Here is a 19,968-nt window from a genome sequence, read left to right as displayed (position 1 = left end):
ACTTCACTTTATCCCAACGCCACGTCCAGTACCATCATCAGCACAAACCCCACTGCAAAAGCAATGGTTCCTACATTACTGTGTTCTCCCTCACTTGCTTCCGGGATCAGCTCTTCCACAACCACATAGATCATAGCGCCTGCTGCAAAAGCAAGAAGATATGGCAAAACAGACTGGATCTGCGATGCCAGAAGAAGTGTGATGCCTCCGGCAATGGGTTCCACAATACCGGAAGCCGCTCCCCAGAGAAAAGCCCTTCCTCTTGGGATTCCCGTTCCTCTCAGCGGCATGGAAATAATAGCTCCCTCAGGAAAATTCTGAATGGCAATACCAATTGCCAGTGCAAAGGCTCCCGCCATGGTAACTGTGTCATTTCCGGCCAACACTCCCGCAAACACTGCGCCTGCAGACAAACCCTCCGGAATGTTGTGAAGGGTTACTGCAAGGACAAGCATTGTTGTTTTTTTTAAAGCTACCTTAGGGCCTTCAGACGATTCACTTCCAAGATGAAGATGCGGCACCGCCTTATCCATAACAAGCAGAAACCCCACTCCCAGAAGCAAGCCTGCCGCAGCCGGGATGAATGCAAACTTTCCCATGGATTCGCTCATGTCCATAGCCGGGATCAGAAGAGACCATACAGATGCCGCCACCATCACCCCGGATGCAAAGCCCAAAAAAGCTTTCTGCACCAGCGGATTCAGTTCTTTTTTCATAAACAGCACGCAGGCAGATCCAAGAGTTGTTCCTATAAACGGAATCATCAGTCCTAAAAATATGTTCATATGTGATACCTTTCCTGATGTTTACATACGTCTCCACAGAGTATGCCCTGTGTACCCAGTATATAAACCATGTTGTTTTTATTTTATGCCGTATCCGCAGTTATTGTTCCTGAAATATGTCATTTTATATTTTAGAAAATCTACTGCTCCTGTGATTTTTCCGCTGTTTTTTTCTCTGCACTATCTGTTTTGTTGTTTTTTGTATTGGTTTCTGTCATCACCTTGTTCAGCTCTTCTATCATCTCATCATCTTTCAGCCGGAACTTCACCTCTACTCGTCTGGATGCATCTTTATCTACGTTTCCGCTGGCATCCAGAATGGGGTTTGCCATAGAGTGACCATTGACTGTAAGATAGTCCTGAAGCTGGCGGCTCTGATCTTCATTAAGGAAATTCCCCTGAATATCCAGAAGATACTGAGCTACAGCCAGAGAACGCTGCTGGGACAGATACAGGTTATAGCTGTAGTCGCCATCTGTATCCGTATATCCGTCAATAATGATCTCCGCCAGATATTTTCTGTAGTTTTCCTGCAGCAGAACCTTGCAGTAAATGGGAAGAACCTGCTCCAATGCCTGCTTTCCTTCTTCGGTAAGCTCAGCCTGGTCATAGTCAAACAAAACACTTGCCTCCAGGGTCAGGGCTCCTGTCTGTGTATCAATATCCACATTGATATTATTTTTTGCGAATTCCTGTCTCAGAGCTTCGATCACATCTGCCTTTACACCAATGATCTGATCGATCTGAGCCTGCTGTTCCTTCAAAAGAGCTGTCTTTTCATCCAGATCTGCTTTCTGCGTACTCAGGGTCGCCTCCTGATCCTTCAGCTTGGCCGCCAGCTCCGAAAGCAGAGTTTCCTGATCTTTCAGTTTTTCATCCTGGGTTTTCAGCTGCTCATTCTGATCTTTTAACTGTCCTTCTTTTTTATTCAGCTCATTCTGCTGGGCAAGAATCTCCAGAGTATATTCCTCCTGCAGGGCAATCTTTTCATCCCGCTCTTCTATGCTTTCATTATAGCTTTTCTGCGCCTGAAACAATGTCACGCACATGATCAGTACAAACAAAAGCAACACGCCCGCCATCATATCTGAATAAGAACGCCAGACATTAAATCCCCTGTCATCTGATTTTTTTCTTTTGCGCATCTGCTTCTCCTTTTATCTGAATAAGCCAAATTTTCCTTTCTGTGCATTTCGGGAAAGTTCCCGTATATTTTCCGACATTTCTTCCAGAAGTTCCTGCTGCTGTTCTCCCTGGTTTTCCAGGATTTCTTTCAGCTGATCCAAAGATTCCGTCTGAACAGTCTTCCCTGCACTGAGACGGATCTCTCCGTTATTTTTCGACACAGAAATGTCCGCAAGCAGTCTTCGAACCTGCTCCATCGTGCGGTAGGATCTTTTCTGATATTCTGCAAATTCCTGCATTTTTGCATCAAATTCCTCGACTACCCGTTTATTGGCAGCAAGAACCTCTCCGCTCACTCTGCCGGCAGAAGAAACTCTGTCCATACCCTGAGCCGCAGCTTCCACATACTTCTGCATGGTCTGATTGCAGGCCACCCAGAATTTTGCAGAGGAAGTTTCCGCCTCCTTGAGATAATCGGCAAGATGCTGATAGTCTGCCTGCTGTTGTTTCTGGATCTGCTGGTTATCCTGAACAATACGGTTAGCTGTCTCAATATATTCTTTCTGAGAAGCGCCTGCATCTTCCATGATCTTTTTCATGATCTGCTCATGCCGGGCATAAGAATCGCTAAGCTGACTGCTCATTGCCTGGTAAAGATTTGTAGTGTAATTCACATTGTCTGCCTGAGCCTCTTTTAACTGGGATAAAGTTTTCCCAAACTCTGAAAACTGCACTCCGAAAGAATCGTTCATTTCCTTTAAAAATACATTCAAAATCTCCCGGATCGCATCCTCCTGGCACCGGGTAACAGAAGATACCAAAGTATCCAGAGAATCATTCATTTTTTTGAAGGTAGGGGTGATCACTTTCTCAAAGCTGTCCGCCATCTGTACAGAAAACTGTTCCGCCATCTGATTCATGGCTGCTGTCTGGATCTTCTGACTGGAAATCAGAAGATTTCTCGACTCATTTTCCGCTGAAGGCATTACATGGCTGTGAAACTTTGCCAGAAATGCCTGCAAAGCTTCTGCCATGGAAGAATACTCGATCTTCATTCCATAAGTATAGACGATGGACAGAGAAATTCCATAAATGGAGGTGAGAAAAGCAACTTTGATGCCATCTACAAGAGAAGCAACCGAGGTAGTCATAGCCTCATAATTGGAAGGCTCAAAATTTTTGAGTCCCCACACCAATCCCACAAAGGTTCCCAGAATACCAAGACTTGTAAAAATATCCGGCACCATTTCCAGAAGACGTTTATGTATATGATTATCCAGTTCCTCTTCATTGAGGTACTCTTCAATATCATCAATTCCCTCTTCACTTTTCAGGACACCATCGATAAAGGAATTCATTGTTCCGTCAAGATATGGATGATGAAAAACACCATTCAGTGTTTCCACCTGATCTGTTTCGATCCTTCCCGGTTTATGAAAAAGATTCCCCAGCTCTGCAGCTGCATTCTCAAGCGCCTGAGTAAGGTGGTTCATCCGGAACATCCCTCCAAACATTCCCACAACATAAATCGCCACCATGACGCCAAGAAAGATAAAGTTATAAACCATAACACTTACCGCACCCTGTCCTACATACAGAGTCATGGCTACTGCGGCTGTCAGCACCGCAAGAAACAAAACAACATTTACAACTTTTTTCCTCATAGTAAGCCTCCTTGGTTATTGTCTTAAACTCCGCCCTGTACAGCGGGCAAATAAACGCACAATTCTCCCTTTTTTCCATAATATCATATCACATGTATCAGTACAAGCTGTAATATTCAGCTAACTATGACCTAAAAAAGCTGCCGCGAAATCATTCGCGGCAGCCCGGGCTTTTATGCATATATTTTGTCTTCTTCTATCAGAAACGCCTGTCCGTCTTTTACTTCCACAAGATTGATGCTGCAATTAGGAGGAACACAGCCATGCCAGAAATTTTCCGGATCATGATAAATGTTCTGAAGCAGAGCCCGCACAGCGCATCCATGGGAAGAAATCAGAATCGTTTTATCCTGCAGATCCGGATCTGTTGTGATCTCTTTCCAGAATTCTTCTGTTCTTTTCAGAATATCTGAAATATTTTCCCCGTTTTCCGGACGGACAAAATTTTTCGGATCTGTAAAAAAGATCTTCATTTCCTCACTGAGGATCGTTCCGTTTTCATCCTTAAATCTGGATCCTTCCAGAACACCAAAATTGATCTCCTGGATCCTTGGATCCACAATAACCGGAATCTGCTTTGCCCTCTCCCCCAGAACAAGCTCTGCAGTCTGTCTGGTTCTTGTAAGAGGGCTGGTAAAGCAGAGATCAAAAGGAACCTCTTTCAGCGTTTCTCCTACTTTGGCAGCAAGAGAAATCCCTTCTTCTGCAAGGGGAATATCCACGCATCCCTGAACCTTGCCCAAACGGTTCCATTCTGTTTTTCCATGTCTCAGAATATAAAGTTTCATCAGCTTCTCAGCTCGATTCCAAGATTTGTAAGACCATTCAGGATTTTTTTCATAGCTGCTGTAATCTCAGCCTCTTCCAGTGTTTTATCATGATCGCGGAATACAACAGAGTAGGCCATAGATTTATATCCTTCCTTGATCTGAGCGCCCTCATAAATATCAAAGAGCTCATAGGATTCCAGGATTTTTCCGCCTCTCTGATCCAGAATTTCTTCAATCTGACCTGCAAGAACATTCTTCGGGACAACCATACTTAAATCACGGGTAACTGCCGGATATTTTGCAATTCCTGTGAATTTATGAGCAAATCCTGCAAATTCCAGAATATCCAGAATATCGATCACTGCAACATAGGCTTTTTCACCAATATTGTAATTATCTGCAACAATTGGGTGAACCTCTCCAAGATAGCCTACAATTTTTCCATTATAAATGATATTTGCCTGTCTTCCCGGATGGAGATATGACTTATTACTGTCCGGTGTATAGGTAACTTTTTTCTTCATGCCTGCTTTTTCAAAGAACTCTTCGCAAACACCTTTCATGTCAAAGAAGTCGCCAGCTCCGTACATACCAAGAGTAAAATGAACTCTCTCATCAGGAAGCTCTGTAAGAGGCAGCGCTTTCGGAAGATAAACCTTGCCGATCTCATAAAGACGTACGTCTTTATTTCTTCTGTTATAGTTTGTTCCGAGAGAAGAAAGCATTCCGTGCAGAGTTGTAGTACGCATGATACTGTAATCTTCTCCAAGAGGATTGCTGATGGTAATAGCCTTTCTCAGCTCGCTGTCCTCAGAAATACGCAGTTTGTCAAATACCTTTGGACTTTCAAAAGAGTAACTCATTGCCTCGGAAAATCCGCAGTATTCCGCAATATCTCTTGCAATCTGCTCAATTCTCAGCTTAAAAGGAAGACGACCTGTAGTAGCCTCTCCGGTTGGAAGTGTGGTCGGAATCTTATCATAACCGAAAAATCTTGCAACTTCCTCTGCCACATCTGCCATACAGTGGATATCCTGACGGAAAGTAGGCGCTACGATCTCATTTGTTTCCGGATCAAGAGTCAGTTCCACTCTTGCAAGGTATTCCAGCATTTCTTCTTTTGTAAGGTCTGTACCCAGAAGCGCATTGATTTTTTCCGGCTCAAAAGCTACTCTGGATGGCTCTCTTGTTTCACTGCGCACATCTGCCATTCCTCCCACAACCTCACCTGCGCCAAGCTCTTCCATCAGCTGGCATGCGCGGTCAATAGCTGCCTGTGCATTATTGGGATCAAGACCTTTTTCAAACTTACCGGATGCATCGGTACGAAGACCGATTCTCTTGGAAGACAGGCGGATATTTGTACCATCAAAGCAGGCAGCTTCAAAAAGTACTGTTTTTACCTGATCTGTAATCATGGAGTTTTCACCGCCCATGATTCCCGCAATACCTACCGGCTTTTTACCGTCGCAGATCATCAGAACGTTTTCATCCATTGTACGTTCCTGTCCGTCCAGAGTAACAAATTTTTCTCCGTTTTCTGCTCTGCGCACAATAATCTCATTTCCTTCGATCAAATCCAGATCATATGCATGCATAGGCTGTCCATATTCTTCCATTACATAATTTGTAATGTCAACCAGATTATTGATCGGGCGGATTCCATTGGCAGCCAGACATCTCTGCATCCATTTCGGTGAAGGACCGATCTTTACATTTTTTACCACCCTTGCTGTATAGCGGGGGCAAAGCTTTGGATCCTGTACTGTTACTTTAATATAGTCAGAAACATTCTCGTCATTCCCTGTGGCTTTTACAACAGGCGGACAGAATTTTTTGTCAAAAGTTGCTGCTGCCTCTCTGGCAATACCCAGAACGCCATAGCAGTCTACACGGTTGGATGTGATCTCATATTCAAAAACAACATCGTCAAGTCCAAGCTCTTTGACAGCGCTTTCACCTACTGGAGCATCCTCCGGAAAAATATAGATTCCATATTCCGGAGCCTCCGGATACATTTCTCTTGTGCTTCCAAGTTCTTCAATAGAACACATCATACCAAAAGACTCTACCCCGCGAAGTTTGCCTTTTTTGATTTTTACACCGCCTGGAGCTTTTTTACCATCGTGGCCGCCTGCCACACGTCCGCCGTCTAAAACTACTGGAACCTTGTCTCCTTCTTTTACATTGGGAGCGCCGGTTACGATCTGTACAGTTTCTGTTCCCACATTTACCTGACAGATAATAAGCTTATCTGCGTCCGGGTGTCTTTCTATTTTTTCAATCTGCCCGATTACGATTTTTTCCAGGTCTGCGTCCAGCTTTTCAAAGCCCTCAACCTTTGTTCCTGATAAAGTCATGGCATCTGTATATTCCTGAGCTGTCACATCCAGATCCGGCACATACTTTTTAATCCAGGACATTGATGTATTCATGTTTATATCCACCTTTCTAATTGTTTATATATAAATTCGTGCTTCTCTACAGAAAATAAATACACGCTTCTGTTAGTTTTCCCCTGTCTTTTCCAGAACATTTTTCATTCCGGAATCCAGCATTTCATATCGCCGTATCAGTTCATACTCTTTTTTGTATAGTTGTCTTTACTAGAACTGCTTCAGGAAGCGGATATCGTTTTCGTAGAGAAGTCTCATGTCGTCGATCTCATATTTCAGAAGTGCGATTCTCTCAAGACCCACACCGAAAGCGAAGCCTGTATATTCATCAGGATCAATGCCGCACATACGGAGAACGTTTGGATGAACGGTTCCGCAGCCCAGAATCTCGATCCATCCGGAGCCTTTACAGAAACGGCAGCCTTTTCCGCCGCATTTAAAGCAGGATACATCCACCTCTGCACTTGGCTCTGTAAACGGGAAATGATGTGGACGGAATTTTGTTTTTGTTTCCGGTCCAAACAGCTCTCTTGCAAACTCCTGAAGTGTTCCCTTCAGATCTGCAAAAGTAATATTTTTATCAATCACAAGGCCTTCGATCTGATGGAAGGAAGGAGAATGTGTTGCATCCACCTCGTCAGAACGGAACACACGTCCCGGAGCGATCATACGGATAGGCAGTTTGCCTTCTTCCATAGTACGGGCCTGTACCGGAGATGTCTGAGAACGGAGCAGAATAGAGTTGTTAATGAAAAAGGTATCCTGCTCATCTCTTGCCGGATGGTCTTCCGGAATATTCAATTTGGTAAAGTTATAATCTGCATACTCCACCTCAGGACCTTCTATTACTTCATAACCCATTCCGATAAAGATTCTTTCCACTTCCTCCAGGGCAATGGTATTTGGATGACGGTGTCCGATCATTGATTTCTTTGCAGGAAGAGTTACATCAATAACCTCTGCTTTCATTTTTTCTTCACGGGCAGCCTCTTCCAGTTTCTTTCTGGAAGTTTCCAGAAGCTCCTCAATTTTTGCTCTGGTCTCATTTACCAGCTGTCCTACTTTCGGACGGTCTTCCGGAGCAACATCTTTCATGCTCTTTAAAATAGCTGTCAGCTCGCCTTTTTTGCCAAGGTAAGCTACCTTTACTTCATTGAGTTTTTCAGGACCTTCAGCTTCTTCAATACGTTTTCTGGCTGCTTCTGCCAGTTCCTGAAGTTTTTCCTTCATATCCATGGTTGTATTCTCCTTTTTTCTTTTTTCATAATAAAAAACCGCCCCTCAAAAGAGGGACGGAATATCCGCGGTACCACCCTGTTTCCTGCATATACATACAGGCGCTCAAAGTATCTGCTTAACGCGCAGCTACGTCATTTCCTACTGCCCCTGAGGGGGTTCAGAAATGCGGCTCCGGCGGGAAACTGAGGAACTGTCTGAACTTAAAGAAGCTTGCAGCCGGTGACTTCTTCTCTCTGAAAGAAAACAACTCCCTATAACGCCTTCGACGCTTTTATGTCTTTGTTTACTATGCCACAGAAAAATTTTCCTGTCAAGATTTTTCAGCTATTTTTTTATTTCATGCTTTTTTATCGTTTTCTTTTTTCCGCTCCAGCTTCCATTCTCTGCGTTTTCTCGCAATCAGCTGCCAGAAAGACATTTTTGCCTGACGAAACTGATTTTCAAAGTAAGCGTTGATCTCTGCTCCGTACAGAAGAAGATTCATGCAGAAATACAGCCATACCATAACAAGAATCAAAGTAGAAAGGCTTCCGTACATGATACTGAAATCCGGAAAAAATGTAAAATACAAAGAAAACAGATATGAAAACACAGACCATGCCACTGCTGTCAGAAAAGCTCCCGGAACTTGACTTTTCAAAGCTGCCCTTCTGTTTGGCAGATACCGGTACAAAACCAGAAATACAAGAAACAGCATCACAAATACCAGAAACGTTTTTGCCCCCAGGATCCTGCCGATCATATTTCCCAGAAACGGAATATATCTGGAAATCAGAACATGGATTCTGCTTCCCATAACCAGAAGCAAAAGACTGGCGATCAGGGCAAGTACGAACAAAAGCATATAAAACATGGAGTAAATTCTGTTTACCAGCCAGTTTCGCGTTTCCTTTACATGGTAAATAGTGTTCAGACCATTGATCAGGGCCTGCATTCCTTTTCCTGAGGACCATAACGCCACCAGCGCAGACAACGGCAGCACCGCAGCGCTTTTTGAAAAAACCTCAGCCACTATATTCAAAACAAATCCCTGCAGATTTTCCGGTACAACACTCATGATTGCCTGACGTACTTCCCGGTAGGTCAGAGGTGTGTACTGTACAATCGCGGTGAGGAACAAAACAAAAGGAATAAAAGACATGATCAGAAAGTACGCTGCCTGAGCCGCATATGCACTGACATGATCTGTTCTCATTCTCTCCATAAAGCCAAGAGCCAGATGAAGAGCCCCCTTATCATTCTTCTTTTCCATAATTACTTCTCCCGTTATCCAGCTTACGACGGTTTATTTTCTGTCCAATGTCAGAAGTCAGATACGTCTCTTATTTATGATATCATGAAAAGATTCCTGTGACAAGCATATGAGCCGCAGCGCTTTTTCAGCTCCCAATCTGCAGGATTTCAATATTTTTGAAAAAGTACTCAAGAATCTCCTGGCAGGTATACCCCTGTTCCGCCATCTGATCCGCTCCTGTCTGACTCATTCCCACACCATGACCGTAGCCGCCGCCTGTGAGAATCACGGACTCTCCCGGTTTTGCGCTGATTTCAAAATAAGCGCTTGGAAGAAGCTTTCCTCCCTGTACCTGGGTTCCGTCTTTTTCTGTGATCATACTGCCCTCCGGGGACAAAAACTGCCGGATCTCATACTCTGTCTCAACCAGAAAATCCCCGGTTTCTGTATTTATCTGAAGCCCCGTTACAGCGCCGCTCTGATTTACTCTGGAAACAGAAACACCAAGAAGCTTTCCGGAATCTCCCTGGATTTCCCGGGCACGGCTTTCCAGAGTCTCCCACAAAATCTCTGTTTCCCATCGACTCCACGGCTCTTCTGCATCAAATCTGCAGTCAACACTTTTCAGATAAGGCGCAGGTTCTTCCGCTCCCCATATTTCATCTGTGCTGGTAGCCCCGGAAGAAGTAGAAAAATAATATGCCTGAACAGGCTCTCCATTCTGGCAGAGAATTTTTCCCTCTGTTTCTCTGACCGCCTCTGATGTTTTTTGCTGAGGGGAAATATTCTGATACACCTGAAAGTTTACACTATCGTCTACATCTGCTCCATACTTTGAAAGTCGTCCTTCCTGCATCTGTTTCCATGCATAAGTCCTGGCGCATACGGCCTGAGCTTTCAAAGCTTCTTTCTGATAGGTGGAAGGCATTTCACTTGGTACCACTGCTTCCAGATAAGTTTCCAGAGGCAGCTCATTGATCACCGTAAAGCCCTGATCGGTTCTCTGTATCTCAATAGTCCCCTGATAAACAGGATTTCCGCACTGTCTTTCCAGCGAAGTAAGCTGTATCCCATTTTTGTGAGCCGGTATCACCATAGGTTCCTCTGAAACTGACATACTTTCAAAGTCGCAGATAATCTCCTTTCCATCACGCAAGGCAGTTACCTGAGGATGAAAATATGACTGATAATCTGTTGTCATAAGAAGAACCCGAATGTTTCCAGCTTCTTCACTTCCAGTCTCTGTGATTGATTTTTCTGTAACCGAACTTTCGTTTACATTTTCGACATTCTGTGGCTCTGGTTTTTCAGGATTATCCTCTTCTATGCTGCGCTTCTGATCTTTCAAAGTTGTTTTATTGGAATCTGTCTGCTGCTGAGCCACTTTTATGTATTCCTGCTTTTCTTTCAGCCGCACCTCTGCCACACTGTTTAACAGCATCATCCACAAAAAAAGAATTAAAAATAAAATCTGATATTTAAAAAAATTTCTGGTTTTCCTCATATTACCATTATATGAGAAAAACCAGAAAATATGTTTAATCTCTCACTGAAAAACGATAAACGGTTTCGGAATAATAACGTTCTCCTTTTTCCAAAACCGGAGAATGGAACTCTTCTACATTTACAGCATTTGGCTCTACCTGTGTTTCCAGACAGAAGCCGTCTCTTTTATCATAAATATGTCCGTTTTTACCATTTTCCTGTTCCACAAAGTTTCCTGCATAAAACTGAACACAAGGACAATCACTGAGAACTTCCATCACAACTCCTGTTTCTTCACAACGAGCGCAGGCAATTTCTCTGATCTCTGCCTGAGTATATCCGTCTGTCACATAATTGTGGTCGAATCCTCCTGTAAATCTCAGCTGTTCAAAGTCTGCCTCAATATCTTTTCCAATCTGTTTTTCTTTTCGGAAATCCATAGGCGTTCCTTCTACCGGAACGTTTTCTCCCAGAGGAATGGAATCCTCTCTCACCGGAGTGTAGGACTGAGCATGAATAGTCAGATACTGGTCCAGAACATTTCCGCTGCCTTCACCTGCAAGGTTAAAGTAAGAATGGTTTGTCATATTGGCAACCGTTGTCTGATCACATACTCCTGTGTAAACAATACGCAGCGCATTGTTTTCTGTAAATTCATATGTAACACTGATATCAAATTCTCCCGGGAATCCGTTTTCTCCATCCGGACTGATCCGGGAAAATGTTACGCTGTTATTTTCCTGATCTATGTGCTTTGCTGTCCAGAGTTTTTTTTCAAAACCGTCCGGACCGCTGTGAAGATTATTGTTTCCCTCGTTCTGAGTAAGGACCACTTCCTGTCCATCCAGTTTAAAACGTCCGCCTTCTATTCTGTTTCCGCTGCGTCCGATACATGCACCGAAAAAGCATCCGTTTTTCATATAGCCTTCCAGTGTATCGTATCCCAGAACTACATCTGTTAAATTCCCCTGACGGTCAGGCACACAGAGCTTTGTAACCACAGCTCCAAATGAAAGCACCTCTGCGTAAGCGCCTGATGCATTTTCCAGATGAAAACATTTTACTTCTCCGTCCGGCAGTGTTCCAAAGTTTTTTTCTGTTACCATGTCGTTTCCTCCCGCAATACCATGTATTTTTTATTTAATGTCCATCGGCACATTCTGGAATCATTTTCATAAATAAAAAAGAGCCCTGTATATGGCTCGCTTTTTACAGAAAGTCCCGGAATGCCGTTCCCTTCCTTTTGACGCCTAGCCGAAGCCAGGTGGGTGTCCTCAACAGATGATCTGCCTACCACAACGAGAGGTCTGACATCACGATCTGCGATGTTGGATTCCCTTCATGTCAATGTAGGTTCAAAATAAAAAGGGGCCTCGCACATTCCAGGATTTCTCTTTTCTGTTATTACTATTGTACTCTATTATATGTTTTTTTTCAACATATTATTTGTAATGTAAACAATAAAATTTGTATAAAGTAACTGTATAGAATATAACTGCCGGCACATCACTGTCCTCCGATGTATTCTGGCATCTGCATGACAAAAGCCAGAGAAGCCATACCAACCATCATTTCAAAACATCTGCATGATACAATACTTCTGCGTATCAATCTAAAATTCCGAGAATTTTTCTGACTGCCGCAGGCATCTCCCCGGGAGCCACCACCGTATCATGAAGCACCGGCGCTGTACGGATCTCTTCCACTGCCGCCGGAAGTCTGATCCCGCTAAGCGCAGACAGCGCATCGCAAAGCGCAAAATCATCCAGACCATCATATCTGTCAGAAATAGCAGTGATCACACTTTTTGCAAACTTATACGGACTTGCTGTAGACGCGATCACAACAGGAGTGGTGTCCTCTGTTTCACGGAGATATTTCTGGTATACCCCTGCAGCCACTGCCGTATGGGGATCGATCACATAATCACTGCCATACCAGGTAGCGCTGATCGCCTCTCTTGTCTCTCCCTCACTACAGTAATTTCCATAAAAATCTTCCAGTCCCTTTTTCATTTCTTCTGTGATCGTATACTCTCCGCCTTCGCTCAGGGATCTCATAAGCTCAGCGCATGCCTGAGAATCCTCTCCGGCAAGACGATAGATCAGACGTTCCAGGTTACTGGAGATCAGAATATCCATGGAAGGAGAAGCTGTCAGTATAAATTCACGTTTTCTGTCATAAGTTCCTGTTCGGAAGAAATCATAGAGAACTCTGTTTTCATTGGATGCGCAGATCAATTTATGAACAGGCAGTCCCATCTGTTTGGCATAATAGGCAGCAAGGATGTTTCCGAAGTTTCCTGTGGGAACTGTGATATTGATTTTTTCACCTGCCTGGATCTCACCTGCTTTTACCAGTTTTGCATACGCATAAACATAATATACGATCTGAGGTACAAGACGGCCGATATTAATGGAATTAGCAGAAGAAAACTGAAATCCTTTTCTGTCAAGTTCTGCTGCCAGCTCCGGATCATTAAACATCCTCTTAACTGCGCTCTGAGCATCGTCAAAGTTGCCCGTGATACCCACCACTGAGGTATTTTTACCTTTTTGTGTGACCATCTGTTTTTCCTGGATGGCACTGACACCGTTCTTAGGATAAAAAACAATGATCCTGGTTCCCGGTACATCGGCAAATCCGGCCATTGCCGCTTTGCCTGTATCACCTGAGGTGGCAGTAAGAATAACGATCTCATTCTTTACATGATTTTTTCTGGCTGCAGTTGTCATCAGATGAGGAAGAATCGAAAGAGCCATATCTTTAAACGCAATGGTAGAACCATGGAACAGTTCCAGAAAATATACTCCCCCTGCTTTTTTCACAGGAGCGATTTCTTCTGTATCAAATTTGGAATCATATGCTCTGGCAATACAGTCTTTCAGTTCCTCCTCTGTAAAATCTGTAAGAAAACGGCTCATAACCTCATAAGCGGTTTCCTGATATGTCATTTCTGAAAGACGGTCCATAGGTACGTCAAGACTGGGAATGGACGTAGGAACAAACAGACCTCCATCCTCTGAAAGCCCCTTTAAAATTGCCATAGAGGCTGTTACTGTTTCTTCTTTTTTACCTCTGGTACTTTTATATAATACCTGCATTGTTGTTCCTGCCTTTCTTCTGTTATAATTTATTTTTGCACCATTGTATCATGAACTTTAACAAAATACCATAGTAACATCACAAAAAGGCGCAGAAAACCCTGCGGAGTTTTCCGCAGGGCGTGTATTTTATTTTTATTCTGCTTTTACCATCTGCACCAGATCAGAATCTGATTTTTTGTTCTTTTTGCTTTTTCCGGATTTTTCCGTGTTCTGTTTTTCGGAAGCTTCTTTGTCTGCAGGTACCTCTTCCGGATAGGTATAAAATTCATGAACACCATGTTTGAACAATTTTACAAGGTCTTTCTCAAACCAGGCAATATTGTGTTTTTCCGCTGCTGATTTCTGGATAAAAAACAGGGCTCCCTGAGAATAATCCGTACCTTCCAATGCCTGTCTGACCGCTTCTCTTGTTTCCTCTGTCACTGTGACTTCATTGATACGTCCGTCTGCCACCGGTGAAAACTGAGGCACTCCATTGTCATATTCCCAGATCACATCCGTTACGGTGTCCGGAAACTCCGGATGCTCCACACGGTTCATGATCACATTGGCTACAAGAACACGTCCCTTGATGTCCTCAGTTCCTGCTTCCGCCTCTACGATCTGCAGAAGATTCTGATAATCCTCATCTGACATCATGGTTGCAGAAGATGACATGGATACCATTTTGGAATCAAAGTCATTGACAGCCGCTGCCATAGATTCGCTGAGGTCAAGCCCCTCTGCGCTTTTTCCGACTCTCTGAACTCTCTGCCCTACCACTACATGTTCACAGGAAGTTCCGATCCGGTATATATCAGATCCCTCTGCCGGAGTCGCACTGAGTCCGGAAGCCACCCCTGCAATTCCTGTAGGCAGCTCATAGTCGCTTCCTTCGGAAAAATCATATGTACTTTCTGCTTCGGAAGCAGCATAAACCTCCTGTTCCCGTTCACTGCCTGTAAGCCTTCCGCCTACCAGGATACCAACTGCCGCCAGAGCACATGCGCTCAGTGAAAGAAACGCATGCAGCGAAGCATTTCCTGTTGATCTGTTTCCTTTCTGTAATTCATGATTCTGTGATACTTTTCTGTTTCTCATAGTTTTACATTCCTTGCATTTTTATTATGTCATCTATTATTTCTTTTGTAACATTTTCGTAATGCATAGGAAAATTATATTTAATATCGGCTCATATGTCAAGCTATTTTTTTTGACTTTATACTATTTCACCAATTACACAGCATAAATCCATTGAATTTTCATCACTTTTTTATGTAACAAAAATCATTTTTTAAGAAAAAATTACATTTTCTGAAATCATTATAGGCACATTCAGTATCTTCGTCAACCATTTTACATCGCCGGTTTCCGACAGAAAAAATTTTTCTGTTCCTGCTTTTTTAAACATAACTTTGCATTTTTCATCTAAAAACTACTGTTTTATATTTTCTGATATATTTGTGCTTTCTTTCTATATTTTTTATATTTTTAAAAAGTTTTCGTGGAAATTACCAGATAATTGTGATATGATAAAAATACATAAAAAGCGTGTTCAGAAGGGAGGACTCCATATGAGTAAACGTATTATTACCATCAATCGAATGTATGGAAGCGGAGGCCGGGTGCTTGGAAAAGCCCTTGCAGAAAAGCTTGGTTATGCATTTTATGACAAGGAGCTGATCGAACTTGCCGGAAAAGAAAAGCAGATTCCTTTCCACGAACTTGCAAAAGTAGATGAAAAAAAGCCTCACCAATGGCGTTTTTCCGGCGATCATGATGTTCAGATCACTCCTGACTTCTATACGCTTCCCATGAATGATGTTCTCTATGAAGCTCAGAGAGATATCATTCTTTCTCTGGCGGAAAAAGGAAGCTGCGTCATTGTTGGACGCTGCGCCAACCAGATTCTCAAAGGTCATTCTCTCAGCGTATTTATTCATGCTCCTTTTGATCTCCGAGTCAGAAATGTACAGGCGCGGACAGGCAGGGAAGAGCGCAGCGCCCGAAAAATGGTAAAACGGACAGATAAAGAACGCCGGGCTTATTATGAATTTTTTACAGACGCCAAATGGACAGACCTCAGCCAATATGACCTGTGCATCGACAGCAGTCGTTTTACCCAGGATCAGATTCTGGAAATTCTCACAGAAGCTGCCAGAGAATGCTAAACCCAATTTCTGAATCATGGAGTCTTTTCCTGATATCCCGACAGATATTTTTAGATCCTGTAAAATTTTTTATACCTGTTTTATCAGTCTGTAGGTACTCACTTATGCAGAAAATCTACAATATATAAATACAGCAGTTTTTCAATCTGTATAATAAACAGAGTTTTTATTTATGGTTATCATAATAAATCACCGGCTGTTCAAAATCGCAGCCGGTGATCTTTCGTTTAATTCTGATGATTTTCGATATAATCCTTCAAAAATTTATATACTTCTGTTTCTACCGGGGGACATCCTTCCAGATGATGACGGTAATTCTTTGTACAATTTCCAATACCAAGTTCTCCTGTTTTTCCCCGGTATCCCTGTCCGATATGTATTTTTTCGTGGAGTTTTTCCAGAAGTCCTTCCTGTTTCAGCATATCAAGGGCGGGAATCAGATAGCCATAGCAGGCGCTGCAGGATTCTACTTCCTCAACGGCATCCGCCAGTTCTACAACTTTGCGTGATTTTGGAAGCTGCTCTGCTGTATCTGCTCCGTACACCCGGATATCTGCTTTCTCAATATCAGAGCATCCCACTCCCAGTCTGCCTGCCAGCTCCACATAGGGAACATCAGAAACCTCATAATGCATCATATTACACACATAGGCATCTATCAAAACCGGATCACGACCTGTCAGCACCCGATTCATCACAACTGGATGTCCTCCGTCCTCAAAATCCAGATCCCCGCAGATATTATCGACCACAATGAAATCCTGACGGATTCCCATATTCAGATGTGCAATCGGCTTGTGAAGTCCCAGTGAATGAAAGCGCCTTTTTTCCGAATTCGGGATCAGACCTTTCATATTTTTAAGAGCGCAGGTGATTTTTGTCTGACAGTGTCCTTTCAGTACAGGCACATTAATAAGAAAATCAATATCTTTTACTATATTGCAGATGTGAAGCCCCATTCCCCCACAATCTGCAGTATAACTTTTGTCCTTTTGTGTGTCGTGAAAAGCTACCCCGTACTCATCACAGAGCACGTCATATCCACAGGCATAAAATGCATCCATTGTCTTGTCTCCAACCCAGGATCCTTCCATCAGCGTCAGATTCCGGAATCCTCTTTCCTGAAGATATTCAATGATACCTGCAAGAACCTCAGCATGAGTGGTCGCTCCATTGGATGGATGAGAAGGAGAAACCATGTTTGGCTTGATCCCAATATGACGGCTTTTATCCCCGATCAGCTCTGACAATTCACTTTCTGCCAGAAGTTCTTTTGTCATTTCTTTATACTCTGTTCCGCATTTTATAAAAATCTGATTTTTTTCCATTGATGTAATTCCTCCTGTAACATATAAACAGCGTTTGTTACAGGATACCTTATTTCCCATAAAAATTCCAGTGTTTTTCCATATGGAACATGGGGCGCAAAATTTTCAGAATTCTTTTTTCTCAAGGACTGTCACACTGAACATATAAGAGATCAGCATGATCACTATATAAAATGCTATCATGCCCAGCACAATCGCCAGCCCCGAAATATTTTCCTGAGCAGCTCTGATAAGAGCGTCTGTATCTACAGAAAACTGCTTTAAAAAGTATCCAATACAAAAAATAACCAGGAACACAGCTATAACAAGTCCGATTCCCACTATACGTGATCTTTCCGGACCAAATTTAATTCTTGTGGGAATCATTACTGCTGTCATGATCTCAGCAATAGCAAAATAAACAGGAAAAACAAATAAAAGCGGCTCTTCTCCCTGGATCAAAGGCATCTTAAATATCACAATCCCCAAAATTGCAGAGATGATCAGTCCTACTATTCCGGCTAAAAAGCAGAGCAGATACTTTTCTTTTACATAAGTTTTTCTGCTGACAGGCAGACTCATCAGAAATGGCATTCCATTTTCAAAATCATCATAAGAAAGGGTGGAAACTCCTGTAAGCGCCAGCATGATCATGATAAAGCTGGAAGAAAAGCTTCTCATTTCCTTATTGACAAGACCTAAAATAATTCCCATTCCCACCACCGCAAAGTATACTTTTCCTGTGTTGCGAAGCAGTGCAAGATCTTTTTTCAGAAATCCTTTCATAATGCTTCTCCTTTCGTCATCATGGTCAGCACCTGATCTACTGTTCCTCTTTCCACCGTGATATCAGGATAATTTTCCTGATAAAATAATCTCTGATCCGTAAGACAGCTATACCCGAAAGCTTCTTTTCTGATTCTGAGAAGATATCTTTTATCCAGGGAGCCGAAAGCTCTGTTATCCATTTTCAATACCCCGTAATTTCCCAGAATCCTGTCTGTTTCCTCTCTCATAATGATTTTTCCCTGATGGATCATATAGATTTCATCACAAAACTGCTCCAGATCTGAAGAAATATGAGAGCTTATCAAAACTCCTCTTCCAGGAACCTCCATGTACTCTCTGAGAAGATCCAGAATGGTTTCTCTGGACATTACATCCAGTCCGGCTGTAGGCTCATCCAGAATCAGAAATCTGGGCTTAACACTTATAGCAGAAAGTATTTTCAGCTTTGCCTTCATTCCTGTTGAAAATTCCTTCAATTTCTTATCCACAGGAAGCTGGAAACGACGACACTGCTGCTCAAATTCCTGTTTCTGAAATTCCGGATAAAAATCTCCCAGGAAATTCATCAGCTGATCTACTGTCAGATATCCGGAAAAAAAGCTGTCCGAAAGAACTGTGCCAATTTCTCTTCTGTCCTTTTCTGACAGATCTTTTCTGTTTTTTCCAAAAATCCGTATTTCTCCGGAATCCGGCTGTACAAGTCCCAGAAGCATTTTAAAGGTTGTACTTTTTCCTGCTCCATTGGCGCCGATCAGTCCGGTCACACAGTCCTTTTGAATCTCCATGGAACAGTCAAGAGCAAAATCTTTATACTGTTTTTTTACCTGGCAAAGTTCTGCAATCATAGTTTATTCTCCCTCCATGATCAACTGGAACAGATCACGGATCTCCTCATCTGTCAGTCCCCCTGCCCGTCCTTTACGGACAGCCTCATCCAGATCATGTTCCAGCTCTTTTCTTCTTTCTTCCATGATCATTCCCTGATTGGCCTCTGCAATAAAACTGCCCTTTCCATGAACAGTGTGCACCAACCCCTCTTCTTCCAGATAATCGTATGCTTTTTTTACAGTCAGGGCGCTGATCTTCAGCTCACGGGAAAGCATCCTGACTGACGGAAGCGCTGTTCCCGGAAGCAGATTTCCATTAATGATGTCCGCTCGGATCTGTGATACGATCTGTTCATATATAGGAGTCATGGATGTATGGTTAATAATGATATGCATATCTTCTCCTCCTGTGCAAACAGTATATAACAGCATACAACTGTTGTCAAGTGTTATATACTGTTTGTTCCATTTCTTTTTACAAAAAAAGAATGAAACCATCTTCTGCAGACAGCTTCATTCTTTTATTCTGTTTTTAATATCTTACTGAGTTTTTCGGCTCCTGCTTCAGATACACATATTTTATATAATGCAGAAGCTTTTTTTCTCCATGATCATTCAGGATTCTTAAAAGCCCTTCCAGTTCCTTTTTGGTACGGGGATGGATGAACCAAAGACTGTCTTTGCTTTTCAGATAGTATTCCAGAGGCTGACTTTCTGTATAGGCATCTCCCAGATAATTTCTGGATGCACTGATCCTGTCCATGACCATTTCCGCCACGTACTTACGAGGCATCTGCGCCCCCATGATCACATGCTCTCCATCCAGTGAATAGTCCACCCAGTGTTCAAAATGATGTTTGTTTCTTCCTTTATGATGAAGCCATGAAGTAGATACCCCAATGTCCTCTCTTTCCGCATTATTAGGGCTTCGCGTTCCCTGATAATATTTACATCCTACCAGAAATTCTGAGGGCGAGTATTTGGACAGATCATGAAGAAGCCCTTGCTTGTAAAGTCCGATACGGAAACAGTATTTCATCACCAGAAGCTTGTGTCTGGTAATCGTCTTAAAATGAAGCCATGGATGCAC

Annotated in this window: 17 protein-coding genes, 1 other RNA gene and 1 other annotated feature; of the genes, 1 reads left to right on the top strand and 17 read right to left on the bottom strand. The window is 42.8% G+C overall.

The features are described from left to right. Positions 1–8: 8 nt before the first annotated feature. The 12 genes from LU279_RS05825 to LU279_RS05770 all read right to left on the bottom strand — a co-directional run bounded on the left by LU279_RS05825 (position 9) and on the right by LU279_RS05770 (position 14,885). Positions 9–785, bottom strand: coding sequence for a ZIP family metal transporter (locus tag LU279_RS05825; protein WP_274421577.1), 777 nt, complete (start codon positions 783–785; stop codon positions 9–11). 140 nt (positions 786–925) lie between these two features. Further along, entirely contained in the window at positions 926–1,930 is a 1,005-nt protein-coding gene (locus LU279_RS05820; RefSeq protein ID WP_274421576.1) for an OmpA family protein, read from the bottom strand. Positions 1,931–1,942: 12 nt separating this feature from the next. Next, positions 1,943–3,574: a MotA/TolQ/ExbB proton channel family protein gene (locus LU279_RS05815; protein ID WP_274421575.1), complete on the bottom strand. Its 1,632-nt coding sequence runs from the start codon at positions 3,572–3,574 to the stop codon at positions 1,943–1,945. Between the two features lie 173 nt (positions 3,575–3,747). Beyond that, a complete protein-coding gene (locus LU279_RS05810; RefSeq protein WP_274421574.1) occupies positions 3,748–4,362 on the bottom strand; it encodes a histidine phosphatase family protein in 615 nt (204 codons plus the stop codon). Then, positions 4,362–6,779 (bottom strand): phenylalanine--tRNA ligase subunit beta, encoded by a 2,418-nt coding sequence (gene pheT / locus LU279_RS05805; protein ID WP_274421573.1) that lies wholly within the window; start codon positions 6,777–6,779, stop codon positions 4,362–4,364. The genes LU279_RS05810 and pheT overlap by 1 nt, the downstream gene beginning before the upstream one ends. A 171-nt stretch (positions 6,780–6,950) precedes the next feature. Beyond that, positions 6,951–7,970: a phenylalanine--tRNA ligase subunit alpha gene (gene pheS / locus LU279_RS05800; RefSeq protein ID WP_274421771.1), complete on the bottom strand. Its 1,020-nt coding sequence runs from the start codon at positions 7,968–7,970 to the stop codon at positions 6,951–6,953. A gap of 55 nt (positions 7,971–8,025) precedes the next feature. Beyond that, positions 8,026–8,254: a binding site (T-box leader), on the bottom strand. 62 nt (positions 8,255–8,316) lie between these two features. Continuing rightward, entirely contained in the window at positions 8,317–9,231 is a 915-nt protein-coding gene (locus tag LU279_RS05795) for a YihY/virulence factor BrkB family protein (protein WP_274421572.1), read from the bottom strand. A 127-nt stretch (positions 9,232–9,358) separates the two neighbouring features. Further along, positions 9,359–10,657, bottom strand: a complete 1,299-nt coding sequence (locus LU279_RS05790; protein ID WP_274421571.1) for a SpoIID/LytB domain-containing protein — start codon at positions 10,655–10,657, stop codon at positions 9,359–9,361. A gap of 94 nt (positions 10,658–10,751) precedes the next feature. Beyond that, positions 10,752–11,804 carry an aldose epimerase family protein gene (locus LU279_RS05785; protein WP_274421568.1) on the bottom strand — a complete coding sequence of 351 codons (1,053 nt, stop codon included), beginning with the start codon at positions 11,802–11,804 and terminating at the stop codon, positions 10,752–10,754. Positions 11,805–11,912: 108 nt separating this feature from the next. Continuing rightward, a non-coding RNA gene (gene ssrS, locus LU279_RS05780) (6S RNA) lies at positions 11,913–12,090 on the bottom strand. 215 nt (positions 12,091–12,305) lie between these two features. Then, positions 12,306–13,802: a threonine synthase gene (gene thrC, locus LU279_RS05775; protein ID WP_274421567.1), complete on the bottom strand. Its 1,497-nt coding sequence runs from the start codon at positions 13,800–13,802 to the stop codon at positions 12,306–12,308. A gap of 135 nt (positions 13,803–13,937) precedes the next feature. Further along, the gene (locus LU279_RS05770) at positions 13,938–14,885 is read right to left on the bottom strand and encodes a cell wall hydrolase (RefSeq protein ID WP_274421566.1); all 948 of its coding nucleotides are present in this window, start codon (positions 14,883–14,885) and stop codon (positions 13,938–13,940) included. Positions 14,886–15,358: 473 nt separating this feature from the next. Here LU279_RS05770 and LU279_RS05765 point away from each other — a divergent pair, with 473 nt between their 5' ends. Further along, on the top strand, positions 15,359–15,955 hold the full coding sequence (locus LU279_RS05765) for a cytidylate kinase-like family protein (RefSeq protein ID WP_274421565.1): 597 nt from the start codon (positions 15,359–15,361) through the stop codon (positions 15,953–15,955). Positions 15,956–16,182: 227 nt separating this feature from the next. On the opposite strand, the gene LU279_RS05760 is transcribed toward LU279_RS05765, so the two are convergent. The 5 genes from LU279_RS05760 to LU279_RS05740 all read right to left on the bottom strand — a co-directional run bounded on the left by LU279_RS05760 (position 16,183) and on the right by LU279_RS05740 (position 19,968). Beyond that, positions 16,183–17,283, bottom strand: a complete 1,101-nt coding sequence (locus LU279_RS05760) for a DUF362 domain-containing protein (protein WP_274421564.1) — start codon at positions 17,281–17,283, stop codon at positions 16,183–16,185. Positions 17,284–17,388: 105 nt separating this feature from the next. Next, a complete protein-coding gene (locus LU279_RS05755; RefSeq protein ID WP_274421562.1) occupies positions 17,389–18,048 on the bottom strand; it encodes an ABC-2 transporter permease in 660 nt (219 codons plus the stop codon). Continuing rightward, positions 18,045–18,896: an ABC transporter ATP-binding protein gene (locus LU279_RS05750; protein ID WP_330684572.1), complete on the bottom strand. Its 852-nt coding sequence runs from the start codon at positions 18,894–18,896 to the stop codon at positions 18,045–18,047. Before LU279_RS05750 ends, LU279_RS05755 begins: the two co-directional genes overlap by 4 nt. Before the next feature lie 3 nt (positions 18,897–18,899). After that, positions 18,900–19,274 (bottom strand): GntR family transcriptional regulator, encoded by a 375-nt coding sequence (locus tag LU279_RS05745; protein WP_274421561.1) that lies wholly within the window; start codon positions 19,272–19,274, stop codon positions 18,900–18,902. A 136-nt stretch (positions 19,275–19,410) separates the two neighbouring features. Further along, positions 19,411–19,968 carry a DUF5662 family protein gene (locus tag LU279_RS05740; protein ID WP_330684571.1) on the bottom strand — a complete coding sequence of 186 codons (558 nt, stop codon included), beginning with the start codon at positions 19,966–19,968 and terminating at the stop codon, positions 19,411–19,413.

The sequence above is a fragment of the Blautia sp. XA-2221 genome (genome assembly GCF_028767025.1).
Classification (GTDB): domain Bacteria; phylum Bacillota; class Clostridia; order Lachnospirales; family Lachnospiraceae; genus Blautia_A.
This window is presented reverse-complemented; position numbering and strand designations above follow the sequence as displayed.